Source organism: Kribbella turkmenica (assembly GCF_004348725.1).
Classification (GTDB): domain Bacteria; phylum Actinomycetota; class Actinomycetes; order Propionibacteriales; family Kribbellaceae; genus Kribbella; species Kribbella turkmenica.
The window spans coordinates 1-12,929 of the sequence record NZ_SMKR01000198.1 but is presented as its reverse complement, the minus strand read 5'-3'; the positions used below and the strand labels follow the sequence as shown (position 1 = coordinate 12,929).

The window sequence follows — 12,929 nt, the reverse complement described above, 5'->3', positions numbered from 1 at the left end:
AGGTACATCGAGGCGAACCCGTTGTCACCGAAGTCGCTGCGGGAGGCGCAGGAGGCGGTCGGACGGGCGACGTTCGTGGACGGCGGCGTGATCGGCCCGCCGCCGGCCGGCGGCCCGAGCCCGACACATCTGATGCTGTCCGGTGCGGCCGCCGCGCAGGCGGCCGAGCTCTGGGCCGGCACCGCGGTCACACCGATGGTGGTCGGCGACCTGCCCGGTGCGGCCAGCGCGGCCAAGTCGTCGTACGCGCTCTACAACAAGGGCAAGGCGGCCCTCGCCGTGCTCGCGTTCCAGCTCGCGGACAAGCACGGAGTCACCGAGGCGCTGACCGCCCAGCAGGTCCGCGGCGACGCCGGCTCGCTTCAGGATCCGTCCCTGCCCGACCAGCTCCGCCGGGTCGCCTGGCGCTGGGGGCCGGAGTTCGACGAACTGGCCGAGACTCTCGACGACGCCGGCCTCGAAAGCGACGCCGCCCGGGCGCTCCGACTGGTCTGGACCAAACTGACCTGAGGGGCGCTGACGGCCGCAGCGGAACGGATTTCCTGTCTGGCCGCGGTGATGGGTAGACTGTTTTGGTTGCCTCGGCGAGGGACGCCCCCCGAGAAATGTTGGGCGCGGCTCCGTGATCGACGCGGTGGTTCGTTGCCTGACGCCTTCTCCGGGGTCACAAAGCGCCCGCTGAGGCCGCAGCCGAGTTCCACTAGACAACCGATCACCGCAACGCATTCAAGGAGTTCATCTCGTGGCCGAGGCCAAGATCCAAGCCGAATCGCGCACGGAGTTCGGCAAGGGTGCTGCCCGCCGAATCCGCCGGGACAACAAGGTTCCCGCAGTCCTGTACGGCCACGGCAGTGACCCGGTGCACATCACGCTGCCCGGTCACGACACCATGCTGGCCCTGAAGACCGCCAACGCCCTGCTGATGATCGAGGTCGAGGGCGGCGAGAGCCACCTCGCGCTGCCGAAGCAGGTGCAGCGTGACCCGCTGAAGGGCTTCATCGAGCACGTCGACCTGGTGATCGTGCGGCGCGGCGAGAAGGTCCAGGTCGACATCGCCGTCCACCTCGAGGGCGAGGCCGTGAGCGACACCCTGGTCGTGCTGGAGCACCCGACGATCCTGGTCGAGGCCGAGGCGACCCATATCCCGGACGGCGTCACCGTGTCCGTCGAGGGCCTCGAGGTCGGCGCGCAGATCCACGCCTCCGACATCCAGCTGCCCTCCGGTACGACGCTGGCGATCGAGCCGGAGACCCTGATCGTGAACGTGACCGCCCAGCAGACCGCGGAGCAGCTCGAGGCCGACCTGTCCGAGGCCGAGGCCGAGGCCGGGATCGAGAAGGACGAGACTCAGGAGGCTCCGGCCGAGGAGCCCGTCCCGGCCGCCGCGGAGTAGTCTCAGCGCAGCAGAACTACAGGAGGGCCGGGATCTGTGGCGGACGACGTGTGGTTGGTCGTCGGACTGGGGAATCCCGGCCCTTCCTATGCCCGCACCCGGCACAACGTCGGCCACCTGGTCGCCGACGAGCTGGCCGCACGCACGGGCGGCAGGTGGAAGCAGCACAAGCAGATCCGGGCCGAGGTGATCGAGACCCGGATCAGCGGGATCCGGACGGTGCTGGCCAAGCCGCGGTCGTACATGAACGAGTCCGGCGGTCCGGTGTCCGGGTTGCTGAAGTTCTTCAAGGTGGAGCCCACCGGACTCGTCGTGGTGCACGACGAGCTGGACATCGACTTCGGCGTCCTGCGGGCCAAGTTCGGCGGCGGGGACAACGGGCACAACGGGCTCAAGTCGGTCCGGAAATCGCTTGGCACCGGTGAGTACTATCGAGTCCGGTTCGGCGTGGGTCGTCCACCGGGCCGGCAGAACCCCGCCGACTTCGTCCTGAACGAGTTCTCCGCCACCGAACGCAAGGATCTGCCGTTCGCGGTGGACCGGACGGCGGACGCGGTGGAGTCGCTGCTCACCGACGGCCTGGAAGCAACCCAAGGCAAGTACAACTCGTGAGGTCGGACAACTCGTGAAACTCGGCGGTCTGGTCGACACCCTCGTCACCGATCCGGTGGTGGCCGAGGCCGTTCGCGACGCCAGGAACGACGTTGTCACCGCCCTGGACCTGAGTACGCCCGGCCCGGTCCGCCCGGTCCTGCTGGCCGCGCTCGCGTCCGAACGGATCGGTGCCGGCCGGCCCGTGCTCGCGGTGACCGCGACGTTCCGCGAGGCCGAGGAGCTCACCGAGGCCCTGCAGTGCCTGGTCGACGACGCGTCGACCGTCGCGTACTACCCGGCGTGGGAGACGCTGCCGCACGAGCGGCTCTCACCCCGGTCGGACACGGTCGGCCGCCGTCTCGCCGTACTGCGGCGCCTCGTGCACCCGGATCCGTCGGACGAGACCACCGGGCCGATCAAGATCCTGGTCGCGCCGGTGCGCTCGGTGCTGCAGCCGCAGGTCGCCGGGCTGGCGGACCTGAAGCCGGTGCAGTTGCACGTCGGCGACACGGTCGAGCTCGAGGACGTCGTCGAGCAGCTGGCCGGAGCGGCGTACCACCGGGTCGACCTGGTCGAGCGGCGGGGCGAGTTCGCCGTCCGCGGCGGCATCATCGACGTCTTCCCGCCGACCGAGGAGCACCCGCTGCGGGTGGACTTCTTCGGCGACGACGTCGAGGAGATCCGGTACTTCGCGGTCGCCGACCAGCGGTCGCTGGAGATCGCCGAGCACGGCCTGTGGGCGCCGCCGTGCCGCGAGCTGCTGCTGACGGACGAGGTTCGGTCGCGGGCCGCGGTGCTGGCGAAGGAGCACCCGGAGCTCGCCGAGCTGTTCGAGAAGCTGGCCGAGGGGCATGCCGTCGAGGGCATGGAGTCGCTCGCGCCGGTGCTCGTCGACGACATGGAACTGCTCGTCGACCTGATGCCGGCCGGCACGCACGTGGTCGTCAGCGACCCGGAGCGGGTGCGGGCCCGAGCGCACGATCTGGTCGCCACCAGCCAGGAGTTCCTGGAGGCGTCCTGGGCGGCCGCCGCCGGTGGTGGCGAGGCGCCGATCGACCTGGGCGCGGCGGCGTACATGTCGCTCGGCGACGTCCGGGAGCACGCGCTGGGCAAGGGCCTGGCCTGGTGGAGCCTGTCGCCGTTCGCGGCGGCGCCGGCCGACGACGCACCCGAGCTGCGCGACTCGATGGGCGAGCGGGTCGCGTTCGACATCGACCCGGACGCGGGTGCGGTCCGGAGCCGGATCGTCGCGGCCCGCGAGGTGGCGGCGTACCGCGGTGAGACCGCGGCCGCCGTCGAGGACATCCGCGGCTGGCTGCGCGACGGCTGGCGGGTCGTCTGCCTGACCGAGGGCCACGGCCCGGCGCAGCGCCTGGCCGAGGTGTTCGCCGAGGCCGAGCTGCCGGCCCGCGCGGTCGACGGCATCGAGGAGATCCCCGAGCCCGGCGTGGTTCTTATCTCGCAGGGGCAGCTGGACCACGGCTTCGTTGCCGAAGGCATCAAGCTCGCGGTGCTCACCGAGAACGACCTGGTCGGGCAGCGGTCGATGGCCGACCGTCGTTCGCAGCAACGGATGCCGAGCCGGCGGAAGAAGACCATCGACCCGCTCGAGCTGCAGCCCGGCGACTTCGTCGTGCACGAGCAGCACGGCGTCGGCCGGTACGTCGAGATGATGCAGCGGACCGTCGGCACCGGCGCCCAGAAGGCCACCCGCGAGTACGTCGTCATCGAGTTCGCCCCGGGCAAGCGCGGCCAGCCCGGCGACCGGCTGTATGTGCCGACCGACCAGCTCGACCAGGTCACCCGGTACGTCGGCGGCGAGCAGCCGACCCTGGACAAGATGGGCGGCAGCGACTGGGCCAAGCGCAAGGGCCGCGCCCGCAAGGCGGTCCGGCAGATCGCCGGCGAGCTGATCAAGCTGTACGCCGCCCGCCAGGCGACCAAGGGGCACGCGTTCGCCAGGGACACCCCGTGGCAGCGGGAGCTCGAGGACGCCTTCCCGTTCGTGGAGACACCGGACCAGCTGGCCACCATCGACGACGTGAAGCAGGACATGGAACGCATCACGCCGATGGATCGCATCGTCTGCGGCGACGTGGGCTACGGCAAGACCGAGATCGCCGTCCGGGCCGCGTTCAAGGCCGTGCAGGACGGCAAGCAGGTCGCCGTCCTGGTGCCGACGACGCTGCTGGTCCAGCAGCACTACGCGACCTTCGCCGAGCGGTACGCGGCCTTCCCGGTGAACGTGGCGCCGCTGTCGCGGTTCCAGACCGACAAGGAGGCCAAGGCCGCGGTGGACGGGCTGGCCGACGGGTCGGTCGACGTCGTCATCGGCACGCACCGGCTGCTGTCCGGTGAGGTGCAGTTCAAGGACCTCGGGCTGGTGATCGTCGACGAGGAGCAGCGGTTCGGCGTCGACCACAAGGAGCAGCTGAAGCGGTTGCGGACCGCGGTCGACGTACTGACCATGTCGGCGACGCCGATCCCGCGGACGCTGGAGATGTCGATCACCGGGATCCGGGAGATGTCCACCATCGCGACCCCGCCGGAGGAGCGGCACCCGGTGCTCACCTTCGTCGGCGCGTACGACGAGGGCCAGGTGACCGCCGCGATCCGGCGCGAGCTGCTCCGCGAGGGCCAGGTCTTCGTCGTGCACAACCGGGTGAACACGATCGAGAAGGCGGCCGCCCGGATCCGCCAGCTGGTCCCGGAGGCGCGGGTCAGCGTCGCCCACGGCCAGATGAACGAGCACAACCTCGAGCAGGTCATCCAGGACTTCTGGGAGAAGCGCTCGGACGTGATCGTCTGCACGACCATCGTCGAGTCCGGGATCGACATCTCGAACGCGAACACGATGATCGTGGAACGCTCCGACCTGCTCGGCCTGTCCCAGCTGCACCAGCTCCGCGGCCGCGTCGGCCGGGGCCGGGAGCGCGCGTACGCGTACTTCTTCTTCCCGCCGGAGAAGCCGCTGACCGAGACCGCGCACGACCGGCTGGCGACGATCGCGCAGCACGCGGACCTGGGCGGCGGCATGGCGGTCGCGATGAAGGACCTCGAGATCCGCGGCGCCGGCAACCTGCTCGGTGGCGAGCAGTCCGGTCACATCGCCGACGTCGGTTTCGACCTGTACGTCCGGCTGGTCGGCGAGGCGGTCGCGGAGTACCGGGGCGACACCCAGGCAGAGGAGCCCGAGGTCAAGATCGAGCTGCCGATCGACGCGCACCTGCCGCACGACTACATCCCGTCCCAGCGGCTGCGGCTGGAGATGTACCAGCGGCTGGCCGCGGTCCGCGACGAGGCGGGCATCGCCGAGCTGGTCGAGGAGCTGCACGACCGGTACGGCGACATCCCGCAGCCGGTGCTGAACCTGGTCGAGGTGGCGAAGTTCCGCAACCACGCCCGCCGGGCCGGCCTGCACGACGTCACTGTGCAGGGCAACCTGATCCGGTTCGGGCCGGTCGAGCTGCCCGATTCGAAGGTGCTCCGGCTGAACAGGCTGTACCCGAAGAGTCTGGTGAAGCCGCAACTGCGTACGATCCTGGTGCCGAGACCTGCCACCCGGCCGGTCGCCGGTCAGCCGCTCCGCGACCAGGAGCTGCTGCAGTGGTGCACCCGCCTGATCGACGACGTGATCGCCGAGCCGGTGGGAGTCCCGGCGTGAAACTGATGATGATGCGAGGAGATTCGGTGAGCAGAGGGCGACGGCTTCGGGCCATCGGAGCGGCAGTGGCGTCGGTGCTGCTGGTCGGCGGCTGCGCGGCGGGGACGCACCCGGGCGCGGCGGCCGTGGTCGGCACGACCGAGATCACCGTCGGTGATGTCGACACCACCTCCCGTGCGGTCAGTGCCGCGCTGGGACAGGAGTTCAACAGCACCGTGGCGCTGGGCGAACTGGTGAACAACGCCCTGGTCGCCGAGGTCAGCAAGCAGCGGTCCGTCACGGTCAGCGACGCCGAGACCGCCGAGGCGGCCAAGCTGGTGGTCAACGACCCGACGGCGTTCGCGAAGTTCGAGGCCGACCCGGTCGCCCGCGACTTCCTCCGCCAGGTGGCCGCGGCCGCGGTCGCGACCATCAAGCTCGGCGGCGGCACCGGGGTCAAGGACCCGAAGGTGCAGGTCGCCCAGCAGGCCGGCGTGCAGGCCGTCAAGGAGGCCTCGAAGGACGTTAAGGTCGAGATCTCGCCGCGGTTCGGCCAGTGGAGCGACGGCCGGATCGACAGCAAGATCTCCGGTTCGCTGTCGGAGGAGTCCGCGCAGGCCAAGGCCAAGCGCGAGGCCGCCGAGCAGGCCGCCCAGCAGCAGCAGCCGCAGGGCTGATGCCGGTCCAGCCTGGTGACACCGGGGTCGGTGCGATCAAGGTCGTCCTGACCAGCCCCCGGGTGGCGCCGGGCCTGCTCACCCGCGCGGCCTGGCAGGCGTTCGCCGACGCCGACCACATCGGAGCCGCCGAGCTGCGGCCGGACGTACAGGCGGTCGTCGGCTCCGGCCTCGTCGTCACCCAGGTCGAGGGTGGGGTCGCCGAGCACTGGGGCTGGCTGTCCGCGGCCGCCGCCGAGGGCCAGCAGGTCGCCTGGCTGGTCGGGGAGGACGGCGAACCCGGGTTGCTGCGCGTGGTCGCCGACCAGGTGAGCCGCGAGCCGCGTCCGCCGTACCAGGTGGAGATCCTGCACGGATCGTACGACGTACCGGGTGCGCGGCTGATCGACCTGGTCCGGGTGATGGACCGGCTGCGCCGGAACTGCCCATGGGACCAGGAGCAGACGCACGAGAGCCTGGCGAAGTACCTGCTCGAGGAGACCTACGAGACCCTCGAGGCGATCGACACCGGCGACCGCGCCCACCTCCGCGAGGAGCTCGGCGACCTGCTGCTGCAGGTCGCGTTCCACTCCCGCATCGCCGAGGAGGACCCGGACGAGGGCTACTCCATCGACGACGTGGCCGGCGACATTGTCGAGAAACTCGTGCGCCGCCACCCGCACGTGTTCGGCACCGTCGACGCGGCCGACGCCGCCGCCGTCGAAGCCAACTGGGAAACCATCAAAGCCGCCGAGAAGCAGCGCAGCTCGGTCCTCGAAGGCATCCCGCTCGCCCTCCCGGCCCTGGCTCTTGCAGACAAGGTCCTCGGCCGCGCCGCCCGGGTGCTCCCGGCCGACGCCGAGGCCACCGAGCCCACCGACGACGCCGACCGCCTCGGCCGGGAACTGGTGGCCCTCGTCCGCGAGTCCCGCGCCCTCGGCATCGACGCCGAACAGGCCCTCCGCACCACCGTCCACCACCTCGCCCAACAGATCCGCACCACCGAATCGGGCTGAAAACCCGGTGCGCGGTCGCCCGGGTCGCTGGCAGGGTGACGTCGGTGGATATCGCGCAGCTTCTGCAGGACCGCTGGGGTCTGGTCGCAACTCACCTCGAAGAGCTGACGGGTGGGATGAACTCGGAGGCCTGGTCCGCAGCGGTCGACGGCCGCCGGGTGGTGCTGAAGTCGGTCGACGCCGGCGACGGCGGCTTCACGCCCGGCCTCGAACTGGCCGCGAGGCTCAGTGACGCCGGCCTGGTGACCGGCCGGCCGGTGCCGAGCGACGCCGGCCGATTGGTCGAGCGCGTCGACGGACGGCAGGTCGGGGTGCTGGACTTCGTGGACGGGGAGCCGCTGACCCAGGCCGATGCGACCGAGATCGGCGAGCTGCTGGGACGGGTGCACGGGCTGTCCAGGGAGCCCGCGGGCGAGGTGAAGGACTGGCTCCAACTGGTGACGCAGCTCGACCCGTGGCTGGACCTGGAGCCCTGGATCCGGCCTGCCGTCGAGGGCGCGATGGACGGCGTACGACGGTTCGAGTCGCTGACCTGGGCCGGGTTGCACGGGGACCCGGCGCCGGAGGCGTTCTTGCGGCAGGCTGACGGGACCGTCGGGTTGATCGACTGGGGTGCGGCGATGCATGGCCCGGTGCTGTACGACCTGGCGTCGGCCGTCATGTACGTCGGCGGGCCGGCCGCGGTCGTGCCGGCGTACCTGGGGGAGCGGCCGGAGCTTCGGGCCGAGGTCGAGGGTGGGCTGGACGCGTTCCTGCAGGTCAGGTACGCCGTGCAGGCCGGCTACTTCGCCTGGCGGTGCTCGAACGACGTCCGCGCCGGCATCGCCGACGCCGCCGAGAACCGGAAGGGACTCGAGGACGCCCGCCGCGCCTTAGGCCTGTAGCTTACGGAGCCAGGGGAACGGGCCGGCGAGCTGGAGGGAACTTGTTGTGAGCAGGGACAGCCGGCGGATCTCCAGACTGCTCCGGCACACGGCAGGTGAACGCGGGCTCACGATGAGTGCGGACGGCTGGGCGTCGATCGAGGACGTCCTGCGGCTGCTGGAGATGGACCGGCGGTCGCTCGATACCGCCGTCGACCAGAACGACAAGCAGCGATTGCAGGTCGACGGGGAGCGGATCCGGGCGTGTCAGGGGCATTCGCTCGCCGGGATGCCGGTGACGCGTGAAGCCTTGGAGAACAGTTGGGAACGGGTCTACCCCGATCACCTGCTGTGGCACGGGACGACGTACCAGGCTCTGGACGGTATCAAGGCGCACGGGCTACTCCCCGGGCGGCGCACACACGTTCATCTGGCGCCTTCCAAGGACAGCCAGGTCGGCCGTCGAACGGCTGTAGACGTCTTGCTGGGCGTGGATCCCGGTGATCTGGTCGTCTATCGGGCGCCGAACGGTGTGTTACTGGCCCCGTTCGTCCAGCCGGATGCGATCGTTGGGGTCGACGCGGTCCACCGTGCCCGCTGGTCTGCCAGCTAGGCTCAGAACCGATTCGTCATCGAGAACTTGGGAGTCAATGTGGCCACCATCGAGGCCGTCGGCGCCCGCGAGATCCTCGACTCGCGCGGCAACCCCACTGTCGAGGTCGAGGTTCTCCTCGACGACGACACCGTCGCCCGGGCCGCAGTGCCGTCGGGCGCGTCCACCGGCCAGTTCGAGGCCGTCGAACTGCGTGACGGCGACAAGGCCCGGTACGGCGGCAAGGGTGTCCAGAAGGCGGTCACCGCCATCTTGGAGGACATCGACAAGGAGATCGTCGGGTACGACGTCCACGAGCAGCGGCTGATCGACCAGGCCCTGCTGGACCTCGACGGCACGCCGAACAAGGCCAAGCTCGGCGCGAACGCCATCCTCGGCGTCAGCCTCGCCGTCGCCAAGGCGGCCGCGGAGTCGACCGGCCTCCCGCTGTTCCGCTACGTCGGCGGCCCGAACGCGCACGTCCTCCCGGTGCCGATGATGAACATCCTCAACGGCGGCGCGCACGCGGACAGCAACGTCGACGTGCAGGAGTTCATGATCGCCCCGATCGGCGCCGCCACCTACGGCGAGGCCCTGATGCAGGGAGCCGGCGTCTACCACGCGCTGAAGGCGGTGCTGAAGGAGCGCGGCCTGTCCACCGGTCTCGGTGACGAGGGCGGTTTCGCGCCGAACCTGGCCAGCAACCGCGAGGCGCTCGACCTGATCGCGGTCGCGATCGAGAAGACCGGCCTGCAGCTCGGCAAGGACATCGCGCTGGCGATGGACGTGGCCGCGAGCGAGTTCCACACCGACGGCCTCTACGCGTTCGAGGGCGGCAAGAAGTCGGCCGACGAGATGATCGCGTACTACGCCGACCTGGTCGCGTCGTATCCGATCGTCTCGATCGAGGACCCGCTGAACGAGGAGGACTGGGACGGCTGGAAGGCGATCACCGCCGAGCTCGGCACCAAGACCCAGCTGGTCGGCGACGACCTGTTCGTCACCAACGTCGAGCGGCTGCAGCGCGGCATCACCGACAAGGCGGCGAACTCGCTGCTGGTGAAGGTGAACCAGATCGGATCGCTGACCGAGACCCTGGACGCGGTCGACCTGGCCCACCGCAGCGGCTTCACCTGCATGATGAGCCACCGCTCCGGCGAGACCGAGGACACCACCATCGCCGACCTCGCGGTCGCCACCAACTGCGGCCAGATCAAGTCCGGCGCCCCGGCCCGGTCGGACCGGACCGCGAAGTACAACCAGCTGCTCCGGATCGAGGAGGAGCTCGACGACGCGGCGACGTACGCCGGTCGCTCGGCCTTCCCGCGGTTCCAGGGCTGACCTGACGTGCCGCCCCGTCGGGAATCCGGTGCACGCCCCGGCTCGCGTCCGTCGAGCCGGACCCAGTCGCGTCCGCGGCGCCTTGCCTTCGGCCCCGCCCCGACCCACCCCGCCCGGCGGGGCGACCAGCCCAAACGCCGTACGACGAGTTCCCCGGCCGGCCCGGTCCGGACGCGGGGCTCGCGCAACCTCACCGGCCGGGCGGCCGTCGTGCTGCTCGTGCTCGGTGCGCTGATCGTGTCGTACGCGCAGAGCCTGCGGGTGTGGTTCGACCAGCACCAGCAGATCACCGCGCTGCAGCAGGAGATCCGCGACCGGGAGAAGCGGGTCGCCGAGCTGAACGACGAGATCGCCCGCTGGGACGACGACGCGTACGTGAAGGCGCAGGCCCGGCAGCGGCTCGGCTGGGTGATGCCGGGTGAGGTCGGGTATCGCGTGATCGGCGCGGACGGTAAGCCGGTGGGCGCACCGCCGGAGCCGTCGGCGCCGTCCGACGCGGCCGCCGAGGAGCAGCAGCCGACCTGGTACACGAAGCTCTGGGGAAGTGTCGAGGGCGCGGGCAAGCCCGCGGTTCCGTCGACGCCGAAGCCCACCAAGCCCACACCGAAGCCGATCCTCACGCCGTCGCCCAAGGTGACCCGGTGAGCGTCAGTCCTTCCGATGAAGAAGCGGTCGGGAAGCAGTTGGGCCGGACCCCGCGCGGCATCCGGTCGGTGGCCCATCGCTGCAGCTGCGGCCTCCCCGACGTGGTCGAGACCGAGCCGCGGCTGCCGGACGGTACGCCGTTCCCGACGACGTACTACGTGACCTGCCCGCGGCTCGCGTCCGCGATCGGCACGCTCGAGGCCGAGGGCCTGATGAAGGAGATGACCGACCGCCTGTCGACCGACGAGGACCTGGCCGCCCGCTACCGGGCCGCGCACGAGTCCTACCTGGCGCACCGCGAGTCGATCGAACACGTCGAGGAGATCGCCGGCGTCACCGCCGGCGGGATGCCCACCCGGGTCAAGTGCCTCCACGTCCTGGCCGGCCACTCTTTGGCGGTCGGACCCGGCGTGAACCCCCTGGGCGACGAAACGCTGCACGCCTTGCAGGACTGGGGCCGCCGGGGGCCCTGTGTCTGACCGGGTGGCGGCGGTCGACTGTGGCACGAACTCCATCCGGCTGCTGATCGCCGACCTGATCGACGGTGAACTGCGCGAGGTGGATCGGCGGATGACGATCGTGCGCCTCGGACAGGGCGTCGACGCGTCCGGCGCCTTCGCGCCGGAAGCGCTGGAGCGGGTCTTCGCCGCCTCCGCCGACTTCGCCGAGGCGATCAGCGCAGCCGGCGCCACCCGGGTGCGGTTCGTGGCGACCTCCGCCGCTCGCGACGTCGGCAACCGCGACGAGTTCTTCGCCGGCATCCGCGAGCGCTTCGGCGTCGAGCCGGACATCATCTCCGGCGCCGAGGAAGCCGAGCTGAGTTTCCGCGGCGCGACCCAGGCACTCGGAATCCCCGGGCCCTACCTGGTCGCCGACATCGGCGGTGGCTCCACCGAACTCGTCCTCGGCGACGCCGTCGGTGTCCGCGCCGCCGAGTCCCTCGACATCGGCTCGGTCCGCCTGACCGAGCGCCACGTCACCTCCGACCCGACCGCGCCCGACGAACTCGCCGCGATCAGCAAAGACGTCGACGCTCTCCTCGACACCACCACCGTGCCGATCGGCCAGGCCCGCGCCTTGGTCGGCGTCGCCGGCACGGTCACCACGGTCGCCGCCGTCGCGCTGCGCCTTCCCGAGTACGACCGGACTCAGGTCCACCACGCCCGTATCCGCGGTCCCGTCCTGCGCGACACGACGGACTGGCTGACGAACTCCACCCGCGCCGAGCGTTCCGCCGTACGGTCGATCCATCCCGGCCGGGTGGACGTCATCGGCGCGGGCGCGCTGATCCTGCAGCGGCTGTACGACCGGATGGCCGTGGAGGAAGTACTCGTCTCCGAACACGACATCCTGGACGGCGTCGCGCTGTCGCTCGCCTAGCGGTGGCGGATTTCGTCGGAGGCGATCGTCAGCACCCGATCGCGCCGCGCGTTCAGCAGGTCCTGCCGGGTCGGAAGGTTGCGGTAGAGCGTGCCGATGCCCACCCCCGGCCTGCCGGGCGCTTCCCGCGAGCGACGCCTCGACCGCCTGGTCTGATCCACACTGCACCTTGTCGACTGGAAGCGGTCAGCCGGTCCGGGTCATAGGCTGAGGGAGTGAAGCTGCCGCATCCGTTGACGGGGGAGTTGTTCGAGAGCCCGGTCCCACCGGGCACGGGCTGGCCGGAGGATCCCGCCGTACGTCGTACTCCGGTGGCTCACGACGCCGCCGAAGTGGTCGAGCTGGCGACGACGGGCGACGTGGCGGAACTCGAGGCGCGGGTCTCGGTCTGCCGGGCCTGCCCGCGCCTCGTCGAATGGCGGGAAGACGTTGCCTTGAGCAAGCGGAAGTCCTTCGCGGACCAGCCGTACTGGGGGCGCCCGATCGCGGGCTGGGGCGACCCCGAACCACGGATCCTCATCGCCGGCCTCGCTCCCGCGGCGCACGGCGGTAACCGCACCGGCCGCGTGTTCACCGGCGACCGGTCCGGCGATTGGCTGTTCGCCGGCCTCTACCGCGTCGGGCTCGCCAATCAGCCCACCAGTGAACACGCCGGCGACGGCCTCCGCCTCACGGCCACTCGCATGATCGCCGCCGTCCGCTGCGCTCCACCCGCGAACAAGCCCACCCCCACCGAGCGTGACACGTGCGCCCCCTGGTTCCGCCGCGAGCTGGAGCTGGCGCTCCCGACCACCCGAACCATCATC

13 protein-coding genes are annotated in these 12,929 nt (G+C 70.8%); all 13 read left to right on the top strand.

Annotation, left to right across the window (positions count from 1 at the left end; all coding sequences use genetic code 11):
* A partial coding sequence (locus tag E1218_RS31330) for a DUF1932 domain-containing protein (protein WP_132326660.1) occupies positions 1 to 510 on the top strand: 510 nt, incomplete at its 5' end.
* Between the two features lie 232 nt (positions 511 to 742).
* Positions 743 to 1,393 (top strand): 50S ribosomal protein L25/general stress protein Ctc, encoded by a 651-nt coding sequence (locus E1218_RS31325; protein ID WP_132326659.1) that lies wholly within the window; start codon positions 743 to 745, stop codon positions 1,391 to 1,393.
* A 36-nt stretch (positions 1,394 to 1,429) separates the two neighbouring features.
* Positions 1,430 to 2,005 (top strand): aminoacyl-tRNA hydrolase, encoded by a 576-nt coding sequence (gene pth, locus E1218_RS31320; protein WP_132326658.1) that lies wholly within the window; start codon positions 1,430 to 1,432, stop codon positions 2,003 to 2,005.
* Positions 2,006 to 2,018: 13 nt separating this feature from the next.
* Entirely contained in the window at positions 2,019 to 5,651 is a 3,633-nt protein-coding gene (mfd, locus tag E1218_RS31315) for a transcription-repair coupling factor (protein ID WP_132326657.1), read from the top strand.
* A 26-nt stretch (positions 5,652 to 5,677) separates the two neighbouring features.
* Positions 5,678 to 6,307, top strand: coding sequence for a SurA N-terminal domain-containing protein (locus E1218_RS31310; protein ID WP_233712591.1), 630 nt, complete (start codon positions 5,678 to 5,680; stop codon positions 6,305 to 6,307).
* A complete protein-coding gene (locus tag E1218_RS31305) occupies positions 6,307 to 7,302 on the top strand; it encodes a MazG family protein (RefSeq protein WP_132326656.1) in 996 nt (331 codons plus the stop codon). The genes E1218_RS31310 and E1218_RS31305 overlap by 1 nt, the downstream gene beginning before the upstream one ends.
* 44 nt (positions 7,303 to 7,346) lie before the next feature.
* Entirely contained in the window at positions 7,347 to 8,186 is an 840-nt protein-coding gene (locus tag E1218_RS31300) for a phosphotransferase enzyme family protein (RefSeq protein WP_132326655.1), read from the top strand.
* Between the two features lie 46 nt (positions 8,187 to 8,232).
* The gene (locus tag E1218_RS31295; protein ID WP_132326654.1) at positions 8,233 to 8,778 is read left to right on the top strand and encodes an RNA 2'-phosphotransferase; all 546 of its coding nucleotides are present in this window, start codon (positions 8,233 to 8,235) and stop codon (positions 8,776 to 8,778) included.
* A gap of 39 nt (positions 8,779 to 8,817) precedes the next feature.
* Positions 8,818 to 10,098: a phosphopyruvate hydratase gene (gene eno / locus E1218_RS31290; protein ID WP_132326653.1), complete on the top strand. Its 1,281-nt coding sequence runs from the start codon at positions 8,818 to 8,820 to the stop codon at positions 10,096 to 10,098.
* Positions 10,099 to 10,104: 6 nt separating this feature from the next.
* Entirely contained in the window at positions 10,105 to 10,743 is a 639-nt protein-coding gene (locus tag E1218_RS31285; protein ID WP_132326652.1) for an FtsB family cell division protein, read from the top strand.
* Positions 10,740 to 11,222, top strand: a complete 483-nt coding sequence (locus E1218_RS31280) for a DUF501 domain-containing protein (RefSeq protein WP_132326651.1) — start codon at positions 10,740 to 10,742, stop codon at positions 11,220 to 11,222. The genes E1218_RS31285 and E1218_RS31280 overlap by 4 nt, the downstream gene beginning before the upstream one ends.
* Positions 11,215 to 12,123, top strand: a complete 909-nt coding sequence (locus E1218_RS31275) for a Ppx/GppA phosphatase family protein (protein WP_165949495.1) — start codon at positions 11,215 to 11,217, stop codon at positions 12,121 to 12,123. Before E1218_RS31280 ends, E1218_RS31275 begins: the two co-directional genes overlap by 8 nt.
* Positions 12,124 to 12,338: 215 nt before the next feature.
* On the top strand, positions 12,339 to 12,929 hold a 591-nt coding region (locus E1218_RS31270; protein ID WP_132326650.1), incomplete at its 3' end, for a uracil-DNA glycosylase family protein.